Here is a 22,632-nt window from a genome sequence, read left to right on the forward strand (position 1 = left end):
TCATATGATATACTGTAAGCAAACGACAAACGGCATCATAGTATGCCGTTTGTTTTGGAATAGACAGACTATTAACAGCTGTTTCATTTGAATGAGGTGAACAGGCAATGAACCCGGGTCAAGACCGAGAAAAAATCGTTAACATTGAAGAGCGGATCCCTAAAATTAAAGAGCAGAGGAAACAAAAGGCAAACCGCCGTCTCATTTCATTTATTATGCTCTTTTTTATTATGGTGCTGATCATTGTGTACCTGCAAACACCAATCAGTAAAGTATCAACAATCTCTGTTACAGGGAATGAAAATGTATCAAAAAAGGAAATTATCGACCTTTCCGATATTAACAGCGGAGATACTGAGTTTTGGAGTTTGGACAAGCAAAAAACAGAAAAGAAGATTCAGCAAAATAAATTAGTGAAAAAAGCGGAGATCAGCAAATCGCTGCCTAATAAAATCAACATTGCAATCGAAGAATATAAAGCGATTGCTTATTTAGAAAAAGACGATGTGTACTATGAAGTGCTTGAAAACGGCTCAGTTCTGCCAAACGAAGTAACGCCGGATGATGCCGGACCGATTTTAGTGAATTGGACAAACGCGAAGAAGCGGTCTCAAATGGCCAAGCAGCTCGATGCGTTGTCAAATTCGTTAAAACAGTCGATTTCAGAGATTTATTATACGCCTGTAAAAATGGATGAAAACCGTATTAAGTTGTACATGAACGACGGTTATGTTGTCACTGCATCTATTAAAACGTTTGCAGACCGAATGAAGACGTATCCTTCTATCATTTCTCAGCTAAGCAGCAATAAAAAAGGAATCATTCATTTAGAAGTTGCCACCTATTTTGAAGAGTTTGGAAAAAACGATAAAGCTGCTAAAAAGGAAGATGAAAATTGAGGGGCAAATCAGCAGTCCTTCTTTCCTTGATTATGCTTATCGCAGGCTTTTTGATTTCATTTTCTTTTCAAATGACAAAAGAAAACAACAAAAGCGCGGCTGAGACGGAAGAGTGGAAAAAAGAATATGCGCTGAGAGATGAACTTCTGAAACAAGAGAAAGAAAATAAGAAGCTTGAAAAAGAATTATATCAAAAGCAAAACAAAGTCCGCCAGGCGGAAAATAAGCTGAAGAAAGAGAAGACGGAATACTATAATGTCCTCGAAGATACAGAAAAATACAGGATGTATATTGGGGAAGTCGGTGTGCAGGGAGAAGGCGTTGAGGTGACATTGGAAGATGCGTCATACATACCGGAAGGGGAGAATGTGAATAGTTACATCGTTCACGAAAGCCATATCTTCCAAGTAGTAAACGAACTGTATATCTCAGGAGCGGCAGCTGTCGCCGTTAATGGACAGCGTTTGACGCATGATTCGTATATCAAATGCAATGGTCCTGTGGTAACGGTAGACGGGGTGCAGCATCCCGCTCCGTTTACGGTATCCGCTATTGGAGATCCAGATGTCCTGCTGCCCTCGTTAAATATCGCAGGAGGCCTAATTGATCAGCTGTCAATGGATCATATTTCTGTGTCGGCAGAAAAAGAGAAAAACGTACAAATGAAACCGATTCTGAAAACGAAGGAATGACTGAAAAAGCGGGTGAAATAGATTGAAAATAAAGCGTTCCTTCATAAGCATCAGTGTGCTTATGGTCATCTTCGGCCTGATGATATCTGTTCAGTTTAATTCGTTAAAACACCCCAAAGTCCGGGATACAAGAGATATGTGGGATATTAGGGAAGAGCTGACATCAGAGCAGAAGAAGCAGGAAAAGCTGCTGTCTGAAATAAACAAATATGACAAACTGCTGAATAGCTATTCGCAAACGAAAGAAATGACAAAAGAAACCGCGCTAAATAATACCTTGCAATCCTTAAAAAAAACAGCCGGCATGACCGATATAACAGGTAGCGGAATTGTCATTACGATTTCCCCGCTTTTTTCTGAAAGCTTAACAGGAGAGCCGATCGAAAATCCGCCTCCGGATTTGCTGAAAAAGCTGATTAATGAACTCAACTCCTACGGTGCAGAGCATATCTCGATTAACGAGCGAAGAGTTGTGAATCATACAGTCATCAGAGATATAAACGGCACTACAAAAATAGACGGATACGCCCTTGACGATTATCCTTTAACAGTAAAAGTGCTTGCCAAAGATCCGGACATGTTACACAGCAGAGTGAAGGGGTCAGGCCTTGAGGATCTTTTTGCATCTGAAAATTTAGCATTAAAAGCCGGTAAATCTGAAAGCAAACTAACATTAAAAGCATATGACAGACCACTGGACGTACAACAGCTGAAACTGCTTAAAGACTGAAAAGGAGGAGAATTGTCATGTGGCTGCCCGTGTTGGGACTGGTGCTCGGAATAGCGATTGGACTAATGACAAACTTAACGATACCGAGTGAATACTCAAACTATTTATCGCTTGCGGTGCTTGCCGCACTTGATACATTAATCGGCGGAATCAGGGCGCATTTACAAGGTACATATGATGAAATGGTATTTGTTTCCGGTTTCTTTTTTAATATTATATTGGCAATAAGTTTAGCTTTTCTGGGAGTCCATCTTGGTGTAGACTTGTATTTAGCAGGTATATTCGCATTTGGAGTCAGATTATTTCAGAATATAGCCGTTATCAGAAGAAATCTACTAACAAAGTGGACTCTTTCTAAAAAAAATAAAAAAAATGTGATATAAAAGAGGATATACATAGGATATAACGAATATTTTCAATAAACATAAAATGTGAAAAGCACATAAAAATATTCTGTTGTTATTTTTTGTTACACACTTGTAAAGCCACATTCATTGTATTGTTGTTCCGCAAATAATAGAATAGAAATGATCGAAATGTGAGGAGGTGCCATAGAATGAACAACAATGAACTTTACGTCAGTCTTGACATCGGTACGTCCAATACAAAAGTGATCGTCGGAGAAATGACAGATGATTCCCTTAATATTATCGGTGTGGGAAATGTACCGTCTGAAGGGTTGAAAAAAGGCTCAATCGTTGATATAGATGAGACCGTTCATTCTATAAGAAAAGCGTTTGACCAAGCTGAAAGAATGGTAGGTTTTCCGCTTAGAAAAGCTATTGTCGGCGTTAATGGAAATTATATCAATATTCAAGATACAAACGGTGTTGTAGCAGTTTCCAGTGAAAATAAAGAAATTCAGGTTGAAGATGTACGCCGTGTCATGGAGGCGGCACAGGTTGTTTCAGTACCGCACGAACAGCTGATTGTTGACGTCATTCCTAAACAGTTTATCGTAGATGGAAGAGATGAAATCACCGACCCGAAAAAAATGCTGGGTGTGCGTTTAGAAGTAGAGGGCACCTTGATCACCGGTTCAAAAACAATCTTACATAACTTACTCCGCTGCGTTGAAAGAGCTGGTATTGAAATAACTGATATTTGCCTTCAGCCGCTGGCAGCCGGTTCTGCTGCATTATCAAAGGACGAGAAAAACCTTGGTGTGGCTCTCATTGATATAGGGGGAGGGTCAACAACCATTGCCGTATTCCAGAACGGACATCTCACTTCTACCCGTGTCATTCCTCTCGGAGGCGAAAATATCACCAAAGATATCTCCATCGGATTGAGAACGTCAACAGAAGAAGCAGAACGCGTGAAAAAGCAATTTGGACATGCCTACTATGACGAAGCCTCGGAAGATGAAATATTTGAGGTAACCGTTATAGGCACCAATCAAAAACAAACATTTACACAGCAAGAAGCAGCGAATATCATTGAAGCGAGAGTAGAAGAAATTCTTGAAATTGTTTCAGAAGAGCTTCGCAGTATGGGAATTACCGATCTGCCGGGAGGCTTCGTGCTGACAGGAGGACAAGCAGCTATGCCGGGTGTCATGTCTTTGGCACAGGATGTGCTGCAAAACAATGTCAGAGTGGCAAGCCCGAATTATATCGGTGTAAGAGATCCTCAATATATGACGGGAGTGGGCCTGATCCAATTCGCCTGCCGGAATGCAAGAATCCAAGGCAGAAAAATAGGCTTTAAGATGCCTGAAGAAGCGATACAGGAAATCGCAGTCTCATCATCTGAGGAACAAGAGCAGCATCATCACCAAAATGAGGTGCAGCAGCGGCCAAAAGGAAAACAAAAAACACAAGCCGAACATAATAAACAGAGCAAAATGAAAAAACTATTAAGCATGTTTTGGGAATAGATAGATAGTCATTCGGCAGATTAGGAGGATTTAGCATGTTGGAGTTCGAAACAAACATAGACGGCTTAGCATCAATTAAAGTAATCGGAGTAGGAGGCGGTGGTAACAACGCCGTTAACCGAATGATTGAAAATGAAGTGCAAGGAGTAGAGTATATCGCGGTAAACACGGACGCTCAAGCTCTTAACCTGTCAAAAGCAGAAGTGAAAATGCAAATCGGCGCAAAGCTGACTAGAGGATTGGGAGCAGGTGCGAATCCGGAAGTTGGGAAAAAAGCCGCTGAAGAAAGCAAAGAGCAGATTGAAGAAGCACTTAAAGGTGCTGACATGGTATTCGTGACAGCTGGTATGGGCGGCGGAACAGGAACAGGTGCCGCACCGGTTATCGCACAAATCGCGAAAGACTTAGGCGCATTAACTGTCGGCGTTGTGACAAGACCGTTTACCTTCGAAGGACGCAAAAGACAGCTTCAGGCTGCAGGCGGAATCTCGGCAATGAAAGAAGCGGTGGATACACTGATCGTGATCCCGAACGACCGTATCCTTGAAATTGTTGATAAAAACACACCGATGCTTGAAGCATTCCGTGAAGCGGATAACGTACTTCGCCAAGGGGTTCAAGGTATTTCTGACTTGATTGCTACACCTGGTCTTATCAACCTTGACTTTGCTGATGTGAAAACAATCATGTCAAACAAAGGATCTGCTTTGATGGGTATCGGTATTGCTACTGGGGAAAATCGCGCGGCAGAGGCAGCAAAAAAAGCAATTTCCAGCCCGCTTCTTGAAGCGGCCATTGACGGTGCGCAAGGCGTCCTCATGAACATCACTGGAGGAACAAACCTCAGCCTATATGAGGTTCAGGAAGCAGCAGACATTGTCGCTTCGGCGTCTGATCAAGACGTAAACATGATTTTCGGTTCTGTTATTAATGAAAATCTAAAAGATGAGATTGTGGTGACAGTGATTGCAACCGGCTTTATCGAACAAGAGAAGGACGTGACGAAGCCTCAGCGTCCAAGCTTAAATCAAAGCATCAAAACACACAATCAAAGTGTTCCGAAGCGTGAGCCAAAACGTGAGGAGCCTCAGCAGCAGAACACAGTAAGCCGTCATACTTCACAGCCGGCTGATGATACGCTTGACATCCCGACATTCTTAAGAAACCGTAATAAACGCGGCTAATGTAAAGGACAAAATCGTTTTCGATTTTGTCCTTTTTTGTTTTTCTCTTCACACTTTCCTTCTTATAAAGTCTTTTTCCCTATTGCTTCCTTCGCTTAGTAACAAAACAGATAATTAGATCTATTTATTTTTGTGACATTTTTATCATTTTCATATATTTGGAAATTGAATGACATGAAACGACAATATCTGTAATTCAGATTGTCTACAGTTAATATACAGCGATGTTCTGACAAACCATTCATTATTAAAAGGAGGGACGACACTTTTTTTAAAAAGCATGTTGAAAAAGGGGGATGAAAATGAAGAAAAAAACGAAAAACAGACTCATCAGCTCTGTTTTAAGTACAGTTGTCATCAGTTCACTGCTGTTTCCGGGAGCAGCCGGGGCAAGCAGTAAAGTCACCTCACCTTCTGTTAAAAAGGAGCTTCAATCTGCGGAATCCATTCAAAACAAGATTTCGAGTTCATTAAAGAAAAGCTTTAAAAAGAAAGAAAAAACGACTTTTCTGATTAAATTTAAAGATCAGGCTAACACAGAAAAAGCGGCAAAAGCGGCTGTTAAAAAAGCGAAATCGAAGAAGCTGTCTGCCGCTAAGACGGAATATCAAAAGCGTTCTGCTGTTGTGTCATCTTTAAAAGTCACAGCCGATGAATCCCAGCAAGATGTCCTAAAATACTTGAACACCCAGAAAGATAAAGGAAATGCAGACCAAATTCATTCTTATTATGTGGTGAACGGGATCGCTGTTCATGCCTCAAAAGAGGTTATGGAAAAAGTGGCGCAGTTTCCCGAAGTGGAAAAGGTGCTTCCTAATGAGAAACGGCAGCTTTTTAAGTCATCCTCCCCATTTAATATGAAAAAAGCACAGAAAGCTATTAAAGCAACTGACGGTGTGGAATGGAATGTAGACCAAATCGATGCCCCAAAAGCTTGGGCACTTGGATATGATGGAACTGGCACGGTTGTTGCGTCCATTGATACCGGGGTGGAATGGAATCATCCGGCATTAAAAGAGAAATATCGCGGATATAATCCGGAAAATCCTAATGAGCCTGAAAATGAAATGAACTGGTATGATGCCGTAGCAGGAGAGGCAAGCCCTTATGATGATTTGGCTCATGGAACCCATGTGACAGGCACGATGGTGGGCTCTGAACCTGATGGAACAAATCAAATCGGTGTAGCGCCTGGCGCAAAATGGATTGCTGTTAAAGCGTTCTCTGAAGATGGCGGCACTGATGCTGACATTTTGGAAGCTGGTGAATGGGTTTTAGCACCAAAGGACGCGGAAGGAAATCCCCACCCGGAAATGGCTCCTGATGTTGTCAATAACTCATGGGGAGGGGGCTCTGGACTTGATGAATGGTACAGAGACATGGTCAATGCCTGGCGTGCGGCCGATATTTTCCCTGAGTTTTCAGCGGGGAATACGGATCTCTTTATTCCCGGCGGGCCTGGTTCTATCGCAAATCCGGCAAACTATCCAGAATCGTTTGCAACTGGTGCGACTGATATCAATAAAAAGCTCGCTGACTTTTCTCTTCAAGGGCCATCTCCATATGATGAAATAAAGCCGGAAATATCTGCACCGGGCGTTAATATTCGTTCATCCGTTCCCGGTCAGGCATATGAGGATGGTTGGGACGGCACATCAATGGCAGGGCCGCATGTATCCGCTGTTGCTGCACTGCTGAAACAGGCTAATGCCTCACTTTCTGTTGATGAGATGGAGGATATATTAACCAGCACGGCTGAACCGCTCACGGATTCAACATTTCCTGATTCACCGAATAACGGATATGGCCATGGCCTGGTGAATGCTTTTGATGCTGTATCCGCTGTTACAGATGGTTTAGGCAAAGCGGAAGGACAAGTTTCTGTAGAGGGGGATGACCAAGAGCCTCCTGTCTATCAGCATGAGAAAGTAACTGAAGCTTATGAAGGTGGTAGCCTGCCACTGACTTTGACAGCTGAAGACAATGTGAGTGTGACATCTGTAAAGCTGTCCTACAAGCTTGATCAAGGTGAATGGACAGAAATAACGGCTAAACGAATCAGCGGTGATCATCTAAAAGGAACGTATCAGGCAGAGATCCCAGATATAAAAGGAACTAAACTAAGCTATAAGTGGATGATTCACGATTTTGGCGGTCATGTCGTTTCGTCTGACGTATACGATGTAACAGTGAAACCAAGCATCACGGCGGGATATAAGCAGGACTTTGAAACTGCACCCGGCGGCTGGGTTGCGAGCGGAACAAATAATAACTGGGAATGGGGAGTTCCGTCAACTGGCCCAAATACAGCAGCATCCGGAGAAAAAGTATATGGAACGAATTTGACAGGAAATTATGCCAACTCAGCAAACATGAACCTTGTTATGCCTCCTATTAAAGCACCTGATTCAGGAAGTCTGTTCCTTCAATTTAAAAGCTGGCACAATTTAGAGGATGATTTTGATTACGGCTACGTTTTTGTTCTTCCGGAAGGTGAAAAGAATTGGGAGCAGGCTGGTGTCTATAACGGAAAGACATCAAGCTGGACGGACGAAGAAATTGATTTATCGGCTTATAAAGGCCAAAACATTCAAGTGATGTTTAACCTTCAATCTGATGAAAGCATTGCAAAAGAGGGCTGGTATATTGATGATGTAGTGCTTTCTGACAAATCAGCCGGAAAAACAGTCAAAAAGAATAAGCTGGGCGTCGAAAAGCCGTCTGGAAAGCAAAAGAAAAAGCCAGTAAATCCGAAAAAGGCTAAGCCATCTGCAAACACAGCGGTAAAACATCAGAACAAGGCTATACAGCCTCAAGTTTTGCCGCTCAAGGCACAAGTCAGTGTAGTGGAAACAGGAAAATCAACATATTCAGATCAATCCACAGGGCAGTACACGCTGAAGCACAAAGCGGGAGACTATACGCTTATGGCAGAAGCATATGGTTATCAGTCGAAAACACAAAAAGTATCTTTAAAGACGGATCAGACGACACAAGCTAATTTTACGTTAGAAGAGATGAAGAAGGGCACATTAAAAGGCACGGTCATCAATAAAACGACAGGAGAGCCGGTAACAGGCGCTTCCGTTTATGTTGTAGAGGATGCTGCGGTGGAACCGGCTATGACAAACGACAAAGGTGAATATATGCTGGAGGCCTATGAAGGCGCTTATACGATTAAAGTCGCTGCACCGGGTTATTACAGTGATGAATTTTCCGTTGAGTTAAAAGGTGATGTTACAAAAGAAACTGCATTGAAGCCTTTCGTCGGTTATCCGGGTGAAATTGCATATGATGACGGAACAGCGGAGAATGCCAATTCCTATTTTGCTGCCGGTAACGGATGGGCGGTAAAAATGACGCTCGCTGACGGCAAGGACAAAGGCATGCTTACAGGAGGGCTGTTCAGATTCTGGGATACAGAGTTCCCTGATCCGGGCGGCACAGAGTTTAAGGTTGAGGTATACGATGCCACAGGAAAAGACGGAGCACCGGGCAAGAAAATTGCAGGGCCATTTAACGCGGAAGCTCTTCGCAATGGCGAGTGGACTAAGGTAGATCTCAGTTCAAAAGGGATTATGGTCGATAAAGATTTTTATCTCGTATATATCCAGTCGAAACCTGATCCGTATTCACCTGGATTGGCAATGGATGAAACCGGCCAGAATTCCGGCCGCAACTGGCAGTATATAGATGGAAAGTGGCAGCCAGGTGACAAAGCGGATGGCAACTATATGATTCGCGCATTAGTTGATTATGAAGCTGCTGTACCTGAGATTACTTCACCGACAGACAAATCATACACAAATAAGGATAGCGTCACTGTAAAAGGAAACGCTTCTCCTGGCACAACGGTACACATTTATAATGGAGAGAAAGAAGCAGGAGAAACGAAAGCTGCTGCGGATGGCACGTTCCATGCAGGCATCATACTCAACAAGGGTGAAAATGAGCTGACGGCAACTGCATCAACTGACAACGGAACAACAGATGCCTCCAGCCCAATCACGGTCACGCTTGATCAAGAAAAGCCTGAATTAACACTGGACAATCCAAAGGATGGCGGGAAAACAAATAAAGAAACGCTGACTGTCAAAGGGGCTGTATCCGATGACAATCTGAAAGACGTCAAGGTGAATGGCAAAAAAGCAACAGTAGCTGATGGTTCATACTCAGCCCGTATTCTTTTGGAAAATGGAAGAAATGAAATCAAGGTAATTGCTACAGACTTGGCAGGCAACAAAACGACGAAAAAGACAGTCATTGATGTGAACTTTGACAAGCCTGTCATTTCCGGCTTAATTCCGGGAGAGGATAAAAACTTAAAAGCCGGTGAATCTGTGAAAATCGCTTTCTCAAGCGCTGAGGATTTAGATGCAACGTTTACCATTCGTATGCCGCTGACCAATGCAAGAGCGAGTGTGCAAAATGCCACCGAACTCCCGTTAAGAGAAATCTCTCCGGGGAGATATGAAGGCTATTGGACTGCCACTTCTTCTATTAAAGCAAAAGGAGCAAAAGTAGAAGTGATCGTCCGAGATGATTATGGAAATGAAACAAGAAAAACTGCGAATGGAAAACTTAATATGAACACAGAAAATTAAGTGGAAAAAAAGCTGCCGTCATTGGCAGCTTTTTTTATATCCTCTCATTATACTTCCTCGACAAATTAAGCAGATTTCCCTGAAAAATTGTATTTTCCTCTCAACATTAATTGACAGACTTTCCCACAGAGCTTGCTTTATACTTATGAAGCAAGAAGGGGAACAGCGTGAGGCAAGAAAGAAAGGAGTCAGATGTGAAAATCTATTTAGATGTCATTTGGCTGTTAAACTTTTGTTTTGATGCACTTTTGCTTTTGCTCACGGCATTTATTTTAAAACGGCATGTAAAAAAAAGAAGACTGGTAGGCGGAGCGTTCATCGGTTCCAGTATTGTCCTTTTGATGTTTACTCCTTTTTCGCCGATTGTTGAACATCCGGCTGGGAAGCTAGCTTTTTCAGTTGTGATTGTGGTGGTGACATTTGGCTTTAAAAGATTTCGGTTTTTCTTTCAAAATTTGTTTTCCTTTTATTTTGCCACTTTTTTAATGGGGGGAGGAATTATCGGAGCCCATTCTTTGCTGCAGTCAAATTCTATTGTTCAAAACGGTGTCATGATTACCAATCAAACAGGGTTTGGAGACCCGATCAGCTGGTTGTTTATTGTTGGTGGCTTTCCAGCATTATGGTTTTTTTCTAAAAGAAGAATTGAAGATATTGAAACAAAAAACATTCAATATGAGGAACGAGTCAGCGTGCAGGCAGATTTGGGCAGCCAAACACTTCATGTCAGAGGCCTGATTGATTCCGGTAACCAGCTGTACGATCCTCTTACAAAAACACCGGTAATGATCATTTACATTGATAAACTGGAGCCGATTTTCGGAACAGCCGAAACGATGATCATTCGAAACACAGACCCATTGGAAGCCATCGAACAGCTCGATGATTCCTTTCGCTTTTTAGATAAAATGAGGTTGATTCCATACAGGGGAGTTGGTCAGCAAAATCAATTTTTATTATGCGTTAAACCGGATCACGTAACGATTATGACAAAAGAAGAAATGATTTCTGCAGATAAATGTTTAATCGGTATCAGCACAACAAAGCTGTCGGCAGATGGAGAGTTTGACGCGATTATTCATCCGAAAATGCTTTCGGGCAAGGCTGTCAAACACGTTTCATAATGTTCGCAAATGTCCGTTACTTATCATACTCAAACGGCGTGACATTTAGAAGGGAGAGGAAGATGAAAAAACTGAAATTACGGTTGACGCACCTCTGGTATAAGCTGCTGATGAAACTTGGGCTGAAAAGTGATGAAGTCTATTACATAGGCGGGAGTGAAGCCCTGCCGCCTCCATTATCTAAAGATGAGGAGCAGGTTTTGTTAATGAAGCTCCCAAACGGCGATCAGGCGGCGCGCGCCATTCTAATTGAACGCAATTTGCGTCTGGTCGTATATATCGCCCGTAAATTTGAAAATACGGGAATTAATATAGAGGATTTAATCAGCATCGGTACCATCGGTCTAATCAAAGCTGTTAATACATTTAATCCAGAAAAGAAAATCAAGCTTGCTACCTATGCCTCCCGGTGTATAGAAAATGAAATCCTGATGTATTTAAGAAGAAATAACAAAATCCGTTCAGAGGTTTCCTTTGATGAACCGCTTAATATTGATTGGGACGGCAATGAGCTTTTGCTTTCTGATGTGCTCGGCACTGACGATGACATCATCACTAAAGACATAGAAGCTAACGTCGATAAAAAGCTTTTGAAAAAAGCGCTTGAACAGCTTAATGAGAGAGAAAAGCAAATCATGGAGCTGCGGTTTGGGCTTGTCGGTGAAGAAGAAAAAACCCAAAAGGATGTAGCGGATATGATGGGGATTTCTCAGTCTTATATTTCGCGGCTTGAGAAAAGAATTATAAAAAGGTTGAGAAAAGAGTTCAACAAAATGGTGTAAAAAATTTTATGGTTAGAACCCCTTGATTTTACAGGGATTTCCTGATTTCGACAGTTTTTCGGTCTGAGTGCAGTGCATATTTTTCCCACCCAAGGAGATACTTAACGTTGTACAGCAGCTCCTGTAGGGAGGGAAAAAAGTGTCGAGAAATAAAGTCGAAATCTGCGGGGTGGATACCTCCAAATTACCAGTACTCAAGAATGAAGAGATGAGAAAGCTGTTTAGGCAGCTGCAGGATGAAGGCGATGATTCAGCAAGAGAAAAGCTTGTAAACGGGAACTTGCGTCTTGTCTTAAGTGTCATTCAACGATTTAATAACAGAGGGGAGTATGTTGATGACTTATTTCAAGTCGGCTGCATCGGACTAATGAAATCCATTGATAATTTTGACCTAAGCCACAATGTTAAGTTTTCAACATACGCTGTACCTATGATTATCGGAGAGATCCGCAGGTATTTACGTGATAATAACCCGATCCGTGTCTCAAGATCACTCCGGGACATCGCTTACAAGGCGCTTCAGGTAAGAGAGCGGTTAATCAGTGAGACAAGCAAGGAGCCGACTGCAGAAGACATCGCAAAAGTTCTTGAAGTACCGCATGAGGAAATTGTATTTGCGCTTGATGCCATTCAGGATCCGGTTTCTCTATTTGAACCGATCTATAACGACGGCGGAGACCCGATCTATGTGATGGACCAAATCAGTGATGAGCGTAATACAGATTCACAATGGATTGAAGAGCTGGCTTTAAAAGAGGGCATGAGAAGGCTGAACGATAGGGAAAAAATGATTTTGAGAAAGCGATTCTTCCAAGGGAAAACCCAAATGGAAGTCGCCGAGGAAATCGGAATTTCTCAAGCGCAGGTGTCCAGACTTGAAAAAGCGGCTATCAAACAAATGAATAAAAATATTCATCAATAATGAAAAGCCTTTAAAACGATGTTGTTTTAAAGGCTTTTCTATTGATTATGGATGGTTTACGTTTTGGAAAAAGTAAGGTATCCTAGTTCGTACAAAGTTTTATGAAAATTAAAACAATTATAAAAGGCAATAAAGAGGAGGACCACGATGATTTTGCAGCTTGACAATGTCTCACTAAAACGGAATGGGAAATGGATACTGAAAGATATTCATTGGAAGGTGGAAGAAAAGGAAAATTGGGTGCTTTACGGCCTAAATGGCGCCGGGAAGACAGCGCTGTTAAATATGCTTTGCTCATATTATTTTCCAACATCAGGCGAGATGCAGGTGCTCGGCCATGAATTTGGCAAAACAGAGCTTGGGGAAAAGCTCAGACGTAAAATTGGCCTCGTCTCAGCAGCTCTTCAGCAAAAATTGTATCCGGCAGATTCAGCTTTTGAAATTGCTTTGAGCGGAGCTTACGCTTCGATTGGGTTATATGAAACGCCAAGTAAGGAAACCAGGGAAAAAGCGATAGGTTTGTTAGAGGACTTGGGAGCAATTGAATATGCCGATCGCCGCTATGAAACCCTTTCTCAAGGGGAAAAACAAAGAGCATTGATTGCTAGAGCACTAATGGCCGATCCGGAGCTGCTGATACTGGATGAACCAGTCACAGGACTGGATTTTATTGCCCGGGAAAAGCTGTTAGATACGATTACATACATTGCAAACAAAGAAAATGCACCATCTATCCTTTATGTGACTCATCATGCTGAAGAAATTTTGCCTGTCTTTGATAAAGCCCTTTTATTAAAACAGGGAGAGGTTTTTGGATCCGGAGAAATAAAGGAAATGCTTACTGATCAAATACTTTCCGCTTTTTTTGATACGCCAATCCATGTATTATGGAATCAGGATCGGCCGTTTTTAACAAGAGCTGAGCCGATAACGAATGCCTGACAAATATATATAGATTCATCCTAGGGGTGCTTTGCGAAGCTGAGAGAGACTTTGTCTCAACCCTTTTGACCTGATCTGGATCATGCCAGCGGAGGGAAGCGGTGAAAAGCGGAGTACATCGGACTCCGTTTGTTTTTATTAAGCCGTTTCATCACATTTGAAACGGCTTTTTTGATTTTAAAGAATAGGAGCGGATTTACATTGGATCAACAAATATACTCTTTGCAAAAAAAAGTGGAAGAACATAAGGAGGAGCTTATTCAGCTTGCGAAAACGCTGATTTCTTATCAAACACCTGCTCCGCCTGCAAGAAATACAGAGGGCATTCAGTCTTGGATTGCGGGATATTTAAATGAATTGGGATTCTCGATCGACAAATGGGATGTGTACCCTGGAGATCCCAATGTTGTAGGGAAGCTAAAAGGAACAGATTCAGCAGATTATTATAGCCTGATTATCAATGGCCATGTAGATGTGGCAGAGGTAAAAGAGGATGAAGAATGGAAGCACGATCCGTTTCATCCCATTGAAAAAAACGGTCTCTTAATCGGGCGAGGCGCTTCCGATATGAAGGGCGGAATGGCTTGTGTGCTGTTTGCTGTCAAATTAATTCGTGAAGCAAGCATTGAACTTCCAGGTGATCTGATTCTGCAATCGGTTATTGGGGAGGAAGTTGGAGAGGCCGGCACACTTGAATGCTGCAAGAGGGGCTACCACGCTGATTTTGCAATTGTCGCGGATACGAGCGATATGCATATTCAAGGCCAAGGCGGTGTCATTACAGGCTGGATCGAAATCAAAAGCAGTCAAACATTTCATGATGGAACGAGACGGAATATGATTCATGCAGGCGGAGGAACATTCGGAGCAAGCGCAATTGAAAAAATGGCAAAAATCATTGCGGGGCTCGGTGAACTTGAGCGCCACTGGTCTATTATGAAAAGTTATCCCGGTTTTAAACCAGGCACAAATACGATTAACCCGGCAGTTATAGAAGGCGGCAGACATGCGGCTTTTATAGCGGACGAATGCCGGCTGTGGATCACAGTCCATTTTTATCCGAATGAAACCCATGACCAAGTGGCAGCGGAAATAGAAGATTACGTCAATCGGCTGAGTGACAGTGATATTTGGCTTAGGGAAAACCGCCCTGTATTCAAGTGGGGAGGCTCATCTATGATAGAAGACAGGGGAGAAATTTTTCCGGCATTGGAAGTTGACCCTGGCCACCCAGGCGTCTTAGCGCTAACTGCCTCTCATCAGAAAGTGAAACGGGAGTGTCCAATTATTGACGTTTCTCAATCAGTTACAGATGGCGGATGGCTGTATGATGCCGGTATTCCATGCGTAATATACGGTCCTGGAGATCTGCACAATGCACACTCTGTGAACGAGAAGGTATCGATTGAGCAGCTAGTAGAGTATACAAAAATTATACTCGATATTATCATCAGCTGGTGCAGCCGGAAAAAAGAACAATGACATGAAAATTTCTTCTTGCTGACAAGGTTCAGCCTGCCCGTTCATATACTTGAACAAAAGGACGGAAAAAGGACGTGATGGAATGATCAGCATTTCAGAATTTCAGGTAAAGGATGTCGTCAATGTCTCAAACGGAAAAAAGCTGGGGAGTATTGGTGATATTGATATCAATGTGACCACTGGAAAAATTCAGGCGATCATACTCGGAGGAAATGGGAAAGTTCTCGGATTTTTTGGAAAAGAAGAGGAATTGGTCATTCCATGGCGAAATATAGTAAAAATCGGGGAAGATGTAATCTTAGTCCGATTAAGTGAACCGCATGCATAAACCTGCTTGTCTGCCGCAGATTGGCAAATGCCGGAAGTCTCGATTCTTCCGGCACATTTCATTTAGAAATATGCAAATCGGCGCTCAACGAATGCAGTAAGATGTGGTAAAATAAGTGGGAAATTCCGCTTTTTTAAATGTTTGTCGAAAGGTTGGATCATCATGAATACATATCACCCATTCAGTCTTACCACACCCTCGACACTCATGATACAAGACTGGGCTCAAACGAATCAAAACAACAAAGAGGTCATTGCCGGATTTACGACAAAAAACGGCGGTGTCAGCCAAAAGCCTTTTGAATCGTTAAATACAGGATTGCACGTTCATGACAAAGATGCAGATGTAGTTAAAAATCGTGAATATATTGCCGATATGTTTAATACTGATTTGCAGTCTTGGGTATTCGCTGATCAGACACATGATAATCGCGTTCAGAAAGTGACGCAGAGGGATAGGGGAAAAGGCGCACGTGAGTATCACACGGCTCTAAAAGCAACGGACGGGCTCTATACAAATGAAAAAAATGTATTTTTAGCATTATGCTTTGCTGATTGTGTGCCTCTTTTCTTTTATGATCCGGTTAAGTCGCTTGTCGGAGTCGCCCATGCCGGGTGGAAAGGCACCGTCAAACAGATTGGCAGAGAAATGGTGAAGCAATGGACTGAGAAGGAAGGTTCAAATCCCTCAGATATTTACGCTGTTATTGGCCCGTCTATCAGCGGTGCATGCTATACGGTAGACGACCGCGTCATGGATGCTGTCCGCGCATTGCCGGTTTCAGCAGACCTTGTCGTTAATCAGACGGCAAAGGCACAATATCAGCTTGATCTGAAAGAGCTGAACCGTCTTATACTGATGGACAGCGGTTTGGCAAGTGAACAAATTTCTGTCAGCGGTTTATGCACGGAAAGCGAGCCGTCTCTTTTCTTTTCTCACCGCCGCGATCAGGGGAAAACTGGACGGATGATGTCCTTTATCGGAATGAAGGAGGCATAAAAGATCTTGCGTGTTGTTGATAATTTACGACATATAAACGAACGAATAAACGAAGCATGTAACAGATCGGGCCGCAGCTCCGATGAAGTTACGGTTATTGCAGTCACTAAATATGTATCACCTGAAAGAGCACAGGAGGCAGTAGATGCTGGCATCACCTGCCTCGGAGAGAATCGGGATGCGGAACTGCTCCGCAAACAGGAATTGATGAAAGGGAATCCGGAATGGCATTTTATCGGCAGTCTGCAATCAAGAAAAGCAAAATCTGTCGTCAATTCGGTTTCCTATATCCATTCCCTAGACCGGCTCTCATTAGCGAAAGAAATTGAAAAACGGGCTGAAGGTACTGTACGATGCTTTGTGCAGGTCAATACCTCTCTTGAGCCTTCTAAACACGGCATGAAAAAAGAAGAAGTCATTCCATTCATACAGGAGCTTTCCGGTTTCGAACATATCCTTGTTGCCGGGCTGATGACAATGGCTCCGCTGACTGATGATCAAGATCAGATCAGAAGCTGTTTCAGGTCGCTGAGAGAACTCCGTGACCAGGTTCAGAAGCTGAACCAGCCGAACGCTCCGTGTACTGAACTGTCGATGGGCATGTCAAATGATTTTGAAATTGCAATTGAAGAAGGAGCTACTTATATTAGAATCGGCTCATCGTTAGTCGGAAATGAAACAGGGGGTGTACAGCAATGAGTATGAAAAATAAACTGAAAAACTTTTTCTCAATGGAAGATGAAGAATACGAATATGAATATATTGAGACAGAGCGGGAATCTCATGAGGAGCATGAGCAAAAAGAAAAGCCGGCTTACAACGGGAATAAACCTGCGGGCAAACAGAATGTAGTGAGCTTGCAAAGTGTTCAGAAATCCTCTAAAGTGGTGTTGAGTGAGCCGCGCGTTTATGCGGAGGCGCAGGAAATAGCCGACCATTTGAAGAACCGGCGGGCAGTTGTCGTCAATCTTCAGCGGATACAGCATGACCAGGCGAAGCGGATTGTTGACTTTTTAAGCGGAACCGTTTATGCCATTGGCGGCGATATTCAAAGAATCGGCTCAGATATTTTCCTCTGCACGCCTGACAACGTAGATGTATCAGGCACAATTTCTGAGCTCATATCTGAAGACGAACATCAGAGGTGGTAAAGCGAGATGATCCTTTATCAAGTTTTTTCGGTTTTAAGCTTATTAATCACAATATACTCATTTGCCCTGATCATATATATTTTTATGTCATGGGTGCCGAGTACGAGGGAAACAGCAGTCGGGCGTTTTTTGGCTTCGATTTGTGAACCATATCTCGAACCATTCAGAAAAATCATCCCTCCGATTGCAATGCTGGATATTTCACCAATCGTAGCAATACTTGTGCTTCGGTTTGCGACAACCGGCTTGTGGGGACTTTATCGCATGATTGCGTTTTAATGTGACAGTTTGATAGGGGCTTGGCAGCAGCCAAGCCTCTTTACATAGAAGGGAAAGACGATGAGCGATATATATCAGCACTTCAGAAAAGACGAGCGGGCCTTTATTGATCAAGCGCTCGAATGGAAAAGAATTGTCCAGGAGCAGTACCGGATGAAGCTGACCGGCTTTTTAGATCCCCGAGAGCAGGTCATCCTCTCTGCTGTTACGGGACAGGCAGATGTCGGGCTTGCCTTTTCCGGCGGCTATGACAGAGCGGAGCGGAAACGGGCGATTCTGTTTCCAGAGTACATTACTCCGGAAGAATCAGATTTTGAACTGCAGGCGTTTAACGTCCGTTATGCTGACAAGTTTGTCTCAGTAGATCATCGTTCTCTGCTTGGTGCATTAATGGGCATAGGATTAAAGCGGCAAAAATTCGGTGACATCGTGTTTTCTGAGACAGCAGTGCAATTGATTGTCTCAGCCGATACCGCTGATTTTGTGGCTGCACAGCTGACCCAAGCAGGCAAAGCGGCGGTCAGCCTAGAGAAAATCGACTTGTCAGACCTTAACATTCCAGCAGTTGATGTCGAAATAAGACATGACACGGTTTCTTCTTTAAGGCTTGACGCCGTCTGCGCCTCTATGAGCAGGCAATCCCGCCAGAAATCACAGACGCTTGTGAAAAACGGCCTTGTGAAAGTGAACTGGAAGGTGGTTGAAGATCCTTCATACATAGTCGCGGAAGGGGACATGCTGTCTATCAGAGGTTTTGGCCGGTGCAGCTTAACAAAAATCGAAGGGAAAACCAAAAAAGACAAATGGAGAGTTACGTTTGAACGACAAAAATAGTCGGTTTTTCAGTTTTTTTCTCCATCTGTGCGAAATTTGTTTTATAATGTGAACTAGATAACCGTACTGAAATGTAAAAATGGAGGTGGCATCATGCCATTAACGCCAAATGATATTCACAACAAGACGTTTACAAAAAGTTTTCGCGGATATGATGAAGATGAAGTAAATGAATTCCTAGCCCAAGTCAGAAAAGATTACGAAATTGTTCTCCGCAAGAAAACTGAGCTTGAAGCGAAAGTCAATGAGCTTGATGAAAGAATCGGACACTTTGCCAATATTGAGGAAACATTGAATAAATCAATTTTAGTTGCTCAAGAAGCGGCTGAAGACGTAAAACGCAATTCTCAAAAAGAGGCAAAGCTGATTGTTCGGGAAGCGGAGAAAAACGCTGATCGCATTATCAACGAATCGTTATCAAAATCAAGAAAAATTGCAATGGAAATTGAAGAGCTGAAAAAACAGTCTAAAGTGTTCAGAACACGTTTCCAAATGCTGATTGAAGCTCAGCTTGATCTTCTGAAAAATGACGATTGGGATCATCTCCTTGAGTATGAAGTCGACGCTGTATTTGAGGAAAAGGAATAAATTCTCTGATTATCTTGACATTTTCTTAGCTTGTCGAATATAATACGTTCATAAATTCAGATGAAAAAACGGTTGAAAGGGACAGTCATGTTTCCTTCAGGCCTTCATAGCGACCCGGAGATGGTGAGAGTCCGGGATGGCCGGAATCATGTAGATCAGCCCTTTAGTTTCCTTGCTGAACTCACAGTAGGTTAGGACGTTCATCACGTTACGATGCTCAAGAGGAAAAAGTGTATGCTTGCTTTTTCTAAAAGGGTGGTACCGCGAGATAAGCTTTCTCGTCCCTTATGGGATGAGAGGGCTTTTTTTATTTTCTGAAAAAATGCAGTGGAGGAATGAAAATGGATTTTAAAGACACGCTCTTAATGCCGAAAACAGATTTCCCGATGCGTGGAAATTTGCCAAACCGTGAGCCTGACATTCAAAAAAAATGGGAGGAAGAGGATATCTATCGTCTTGTTCAGGAACGGACGAAAGACCGCCCGAAATTTGTTTTACATGACGGACCTCCGTATGCAAACGGCGACATCCATATGGGCCATGCACTTAACAAGATTTTGAAAGACTTCATTGTCCGCTATAAATCAATGAGCGGCTACAACGCACCGTATGTGCCGGGCTGGGATACACACGGATTGCCAATTGAAACAGCTCTGACAAAAAACAAAAAGGTCAACCGCAAAGAAATGTCAGTAGCGGAATTCCGCAAACTATGCGAAGAGTACGCTTGGAAGCAAATCGAGGGACAGCGTGAGCAATTCAAACGTCTTGGTGTCCGCGGTGACTGGGAAAACCCATATGTGACATTAAAACCGGAATACGAAGCGCAGCAAATCCGCGTATTTGGTGAAATGGCAAAACGAGGCTACATTTACAAAGGCCTTAAACCGGTTAACTGGTCACCTTCAAGTGAGTCTGCTCTGGCTGAAGCCGAGATCGAATATCAAGACAAACGTTCAGCATCTATTTACGTCGCTTTTGGTGTAAAAGACGGAAAAGGCGTTCTTGAAAACGGTGAGCGCATCATCATCTGGACAACAACGCCTTGGACAATTCCGGCGAACCTCGGAATCTCAGTGCACCCTGATCTTGAGTACAGCGTGATTGCAGTAGGTGAAGACCGCTTTGTCGTAGCAAGTGCCTTAGTCGAAAATGTTGCATCGGCATGCGGATTTGATCAGTATGAAGTGACAAGAACGGTCAAAGGGAAAGACCTTGAGAACATTATCGCTGAACACCCGCTATATGGCAGAGACTCTCTCGTTATGCTTGGTGAACACGTAACAACTGATGCCGGAACAGGCTGTGTTCATACAGCGCCAGGACATGGGGAAGATGACTTTATCATCGGCCAAAAATACGGTTTAGATGTGCTTTGCCCGGTCGATGAAAAAGGTGTAATGACAAGCGAAGCTCCTGGCTTTGAAGGCATGTTCTATGATGATGCAAACAAAGCGATCACACAGCAGCTTGATGAAAAAGGCGCACTTGTGAAGCTTGAATTCATTACTCACTCTTATCCGCATGATTGGAGAACGAAAAAACCAACCATTTTCAGAGCGACAGCGCAATGGTTTGCGTCTATTAAAGATTTCAGATCAGACCTGCTGGATGCCATTAAAGAAACCAAATGGGTTCCTGAATGGGGCGAGCAGCGTTTGCACAACATGGTTCGGGACCGCGGAGACTGGTGTATTTCCAGACAGCGTGCGTGGGGTGTGCCGATTCCGGTATTTTACGCTGAAAACGGAGAACCGATTATTACAGATGAAACCATTGAACATGTTTCTGAATTGTTCAGACAGCACGGATCAAACATTTGGTTTGAAAAAGAAGCAAAGGATCTTCTTCCGGAAGGCTTTACGCATCCTGGCAGCCCGAACGGCACATTTACAAAAGAACAGGATATCATGGATGTTTGGTTTGATTCAGGCTCTTCACATCAAGCAGTGCTTGAAGAACGTGATGACCTCGTTCGCCCGGCTGATTTATACCTAGAGGGATCTGACCAATATCGCGGCTGGTTTAACTCTTCTCTTTCTACAGCAGTAGCCGTAACAGGGAAAGCGCCGTATAAAGGTGTGCTCAGCCATGGGTTCGCACTGGATGGAGAAGGCCGCAAGATGAGTAAATCAATCGGTAACGTTGTTGTTCCGGCTAAAGTCATGAAACAGCTTGGTGCCGACATCTTAAGATTATGGGTATCTTCGGTGGATTATCAGGCGGACGTTCGCGTGTCTGACGCTATTCTGAAGCAAGTTGCGGAAGTATATCGTAAAATCCGCAACACGTTCCGTTTCCTTCACGGCAACCTTTTCGATTTTGATCCAAAAACAAATGCGGTGGCTGTCGAAGATCTTCGTGAAGTGGATCAGTATATGCTGATAAAGCTGAACAAGCTGATTGATAAAGTGAAAAAAGCGTATGATGAGTACGAATTTGCGGTTGTGTATCACAGCATTCATAATTTCTGCACAATCGAATTGAGCTCATTCTACCTTGATTTTGCAAAAGATATTGTCTATATCGAGCATGCGGATCATCCGGATAGACGCAGCATGCAGACAGTATTCTACGAAACGCTTCTTGCATTAGTGAAGCTTTCAGCGCCTATCCTTCCACATACGGCAGACGAATTGTGGTCTCATTTAACATTTGTTGAAGAGCAGAGCGTTCAGCTGACCGATATGCCGGAAACAATCGCGGTTCCAAACAGTGAAGTGACTGAAGAAAAATTTGACCGCTTTATGGCTCTTCGTGATGACGTGTTGAAAGCATTAGAAACTGCGAGAAATGAAAAAATTATCGGTAAATCTTTGGAAGCAAACCTGAAATTGTATCCAAACAAAGAAAACAAGGAGCTCTTGGCTTCCATAAAAGAAAACCTTTCTCAGCTGTTTATTGTGTCTGAACTGACAATCAGCGAAGAAAATGAAGCGCCGAACGATGCGCAAAGCTTTGCGACGGGTAAAATCGCTGTCGAGAAAGCGGAAGGCGAAATGTGTGAGAGATCTCGTGTGATTTCAAAAGATGTAGGGGCAAATCCGAAATATCCTACACTTTCATTACGCAACGCTGAAATCGTTGAAAAATACTATCAAAAATAATGCAAAAGAGCCCGGCGTAAAAGCCGGGCTTTTTTTGTGCCAAGAGTGACATCCTTTAGAACGACAGGAAAAATCTTATGGGCTTTAGATCATCATTCACAGGCAA

At 43.0% G+C, this 22,632-nt stretch carries 20 protein-coding genes, 1 riboswitch and 1 other annotated feature; all 20 genes read left to right on the top strand.

Features of this window, described 5'->3' with window-relative positions; all coding sequences use genetic code 11:
- The first annotated feature begins 107 nt into the window (after positions 1 to 107).
- Positions 108 to 899: a cell division protein DivIB gene (gene divIB / locus MHB62_RS08155; RefSeq protein ID WP_003232178.1), complete on the top strand. Its 792-nt coding sequence runs from the start codon at positions 108 to 110 to the stop codon at positions 897 to 899.
- The gene (locus MHB62_RS08160; protein WP_014476745.1) at positions 896 to 1,591 is read left to right on the top strand and encodes a DUF881 domain-containing protein; all 696 of its coding nucleotides are present in this window, start codon (positions 896 to 898) and stop codon (positions 1,589 to 1,591) included. Before divIB ends, MHB62_RS08160 begins: the two co-directional genes overlap by 4 nt.
- A gap of 22 nt (positions 1,592 to 1,613) precedes the next feature.
- Positions 1,614 to 2,321, top strand: coding sequence for a DUF881 domain-containing protein (locus MHB62_RS08165; RefSeq protein ID WP_032721511.1), 708 nt, complete (start codon positions 1,614 to 1,616; stop codon positions 2,319 to 2,321).
- A gap of 17 nt (positions 2,322 to 2,338) precedes the next feature.
- A complete protein-coding gene (locus MHB62_RS08170) occupies positions 2,339 to 2,704 on the top strand; it encodes a small basic family protein (RefSeq protein WP_003238683.1) in 366 nt (121 codons plus the stop codon).
- A gap of 173 nt (positions 2,705 to 2,877) precedes the next feature.
- Positions 2,878 to 4,200 carry a cell division protein FtsA gene (ftsA, locus tag MHB62_RS08175; protein WP_003232169.1) on the top strand — a complete coding sequence of 441 codons (1,323 nt, stop codon included), beginning with the start codon at positions 2,878 to 2,880 and terminating at the stop codon, positions 4,198 to 4,200.
- 35 nt (positions 4,201 to 4,235) lie between these two features.
- The gene (gene ftsZ / locus MHB62_RS08180; RefSeq protein WP_003232167.1) at positions 4,236 to 5,384 is read left to right on the top strand and encodes a cell division protein FtsZ; all 1,149 of its coding nucleotides are present in this window, start codon (positions 4,236 to 4,238) and stop codon (positions 5,382 to 5,384) included.
- Between the two features lie 302 nt (positions 5,385 to 5,686).
- Positions 5,687 to 9,988, top strand: coding sequence for a bacillopeptidase F (locus MHB62_RS08185; RefSeq protein WP_019712167.1), 4,302 nt, complete (start codon positions 5,687 to 5,689; stop codon positions 9,986 to 9,988).
- Between the two features lie 194 nt (positions 9,989 to 10,182).
- Positions 10,183 to 11,112, top strand: a complete 930-nt coding sequence (spoIIGA, locus tag MHB62_RS08190) for a sigma-E processing peptidase SpoIIGA (protein ID WP_003232163.1) — start codon at positions 10,183 to 10,185, stop codon at positions 11,110 to 11,112.
- A 62-nt stretch (positions 11,113 to 11,174) separates the two neighbouring features.
- Positions 11,175 to 11,894 (top strand): RNA polymerase sporulation sigma factor SigE, encoded by a 720-nt coding sequence (sigE, locus tag MHB62_RS08195; protein ID WP_003221446.1) that lies wholly within the window; start codon positions 11,175 to 11,177, stop codon positions 11,892 to 11,894.
- 139 nt (positions 11,895 to 12,033) lie between these two features.
- Positions 12,034 to 12,816, top strand: a complete 783-nt coding sequence (sigG, locus tag MHB62_RS08200) for an RNA polymerase sporulation sigma factor SigG (protein ID WP_009967190.1) — start codon at positions 12,034 to 12,036, stop codon at positions 12,814 to 12,816.
- A 147-nt stretch (positions 12,817 to 12,963) separates the two neighbouring features.
- Complete coding sequence (locus MHB62_RS08205; protein ID WP_003232156.1) at positions 12,964 to 13,758, top strand: ABC transporter ATP-binding protein; 795 nt, start codon at positions 12,964 to 12,966, stop codon at positions 13,756 to 13,758.
- Between the two features lie 12 nt (positions 13,759 to 13,770).
- Positions 13,771 to 13,872, top strand: a riboswitch (TPP riboswitch).
- 87 nt (positions 13,873 to 13,959) lie between these two features.
- The gene (gene ylmB, locus MHB62_RS08210; protein ID WP_032721934.1) at positions 13,960 to 15,240 is read left to right on the top strand and encodes an N-formyl-4-amino-5-aminomethyl-2-methylpyrimidine deformylase; all 1,281 of its coding nucleotides are present in this window, start codon (positions 13,960 to 13,962) and stop codon (positions 15,238 to 15,240) included.
- Between the two features lie 82 nt (positions 15,241 to 15,322).
- Positions 15,323 to 15,568, top strand: coding sequence for a YlmC/YmxH family sporulation protein (locus MHB62_RS08215; protein WP_003232153.1), 246 nt, complete (start codon positions 15,323 to 15,325; stop codon positions 15,566 to 15,568).
- 162 nt (positions 15,569 to 15,730) lie between these two features.
- Complete coding sequence (pgeF, locus tag MHB62_RS08220; RefSeq protein ID WP_015252131.1) at positions 15,731 to 16,567, top strand: peptidoglycan editing factor PgeF; 837 nt, start codon at positions 15,731 to 15,733, stop codon at positions 16,565 to 16,567.
- A 6-nt stretch (positions 16,568 to 16,573) separates the two neighbouring features.
- Entirely contained in the window at positions 16,574 to 17,266 is a 693-nt protein-coding gene (locus MHB62_RS08225; RefSeq protein WP_003245324.1) for a YggS family pyridoxal phosphate-dependent enzyme, read from the top strand.
- Entirely contained in the window at positions 17,263 to 17,718 is a 456-nt protein-coding gene (sepF, locus tag MHB62_RS08230; RefSeq protein ID WP_003244791.1) for a cell division protein SepF, read from the top strand. The genes MHB62_RS08225 and sepF overlap by 4 nt, the downstream gene beginning before the upstream one ends.
- 6 nt (positions 17,719 to 17,724) lie before the next feature.
- Positions 17,725 to 17,997: a YggT family protein gene (locus tag MHB62_RS08235; RefSeq protein ID WP_003221463.1), complete on the top strand. Its 273-nt coding sequence runs from the start codon at positions 17,725 to 17,727 to the stop codon at positions 17,995 to 17,997.
- Positions 17,998 to 18,057: 60 nt separating this feature from the next.
- A complete protein-coding gene (locus MHB62_RS08240; RefSeq protein ID WP_032721515.1) occupies positions 18,058 to 18,831 on the top strand; it encodes an RNA-binding protein in 774 nt (257 codons plus the stop codon).
- A 93-nt stretch (positions 18,832 to 18,924) separates the two neighbouring features.
- Positions 18,925 to 19,419 (top strand): septum site-determining protein DivIVA, encoded by a 495-nt coding sequence (divIVA, locus tag MHB62_RS08245; protein ID WP_003221468.1) that lies wholly within the window; start codon positions 18,925 to 18,927, stop codon positions 19,417 to 19,419.
- A 62-nt stretch (positions 19,420 to 19,481) separates the two neighbouring features.
- Positions 19,482 to 19,708, top strand: a binding site (T-box leader).
- Between the two features lie 52 nt (positions 19,709 to 19,760).
- On the top strand, positions 19,761 to 22,526 hold the full coding sequence (gene ileS, locus MHB62_RS08250; RefSeq protein WP_032721517.1) for an isoleucine--tRNA ligase: 2,766 nt from the start codon (positions 19,761 to 19,763) through the stop codon (positions 22,524 to 22,526).
- The last annotated feature ends 106 nt before the right edge of the window (positions 22,527 to 22,632 follow it).

The sequence above is a fragment of the Bacillus sp. FSL K6-0255 genome (genome assembly GCF_045040725.1).
GTDB lineage: Bacteria > Bacillota > Bacilli > Bacillales > Bacillaceae > Bacillus > Bacillus subtilis.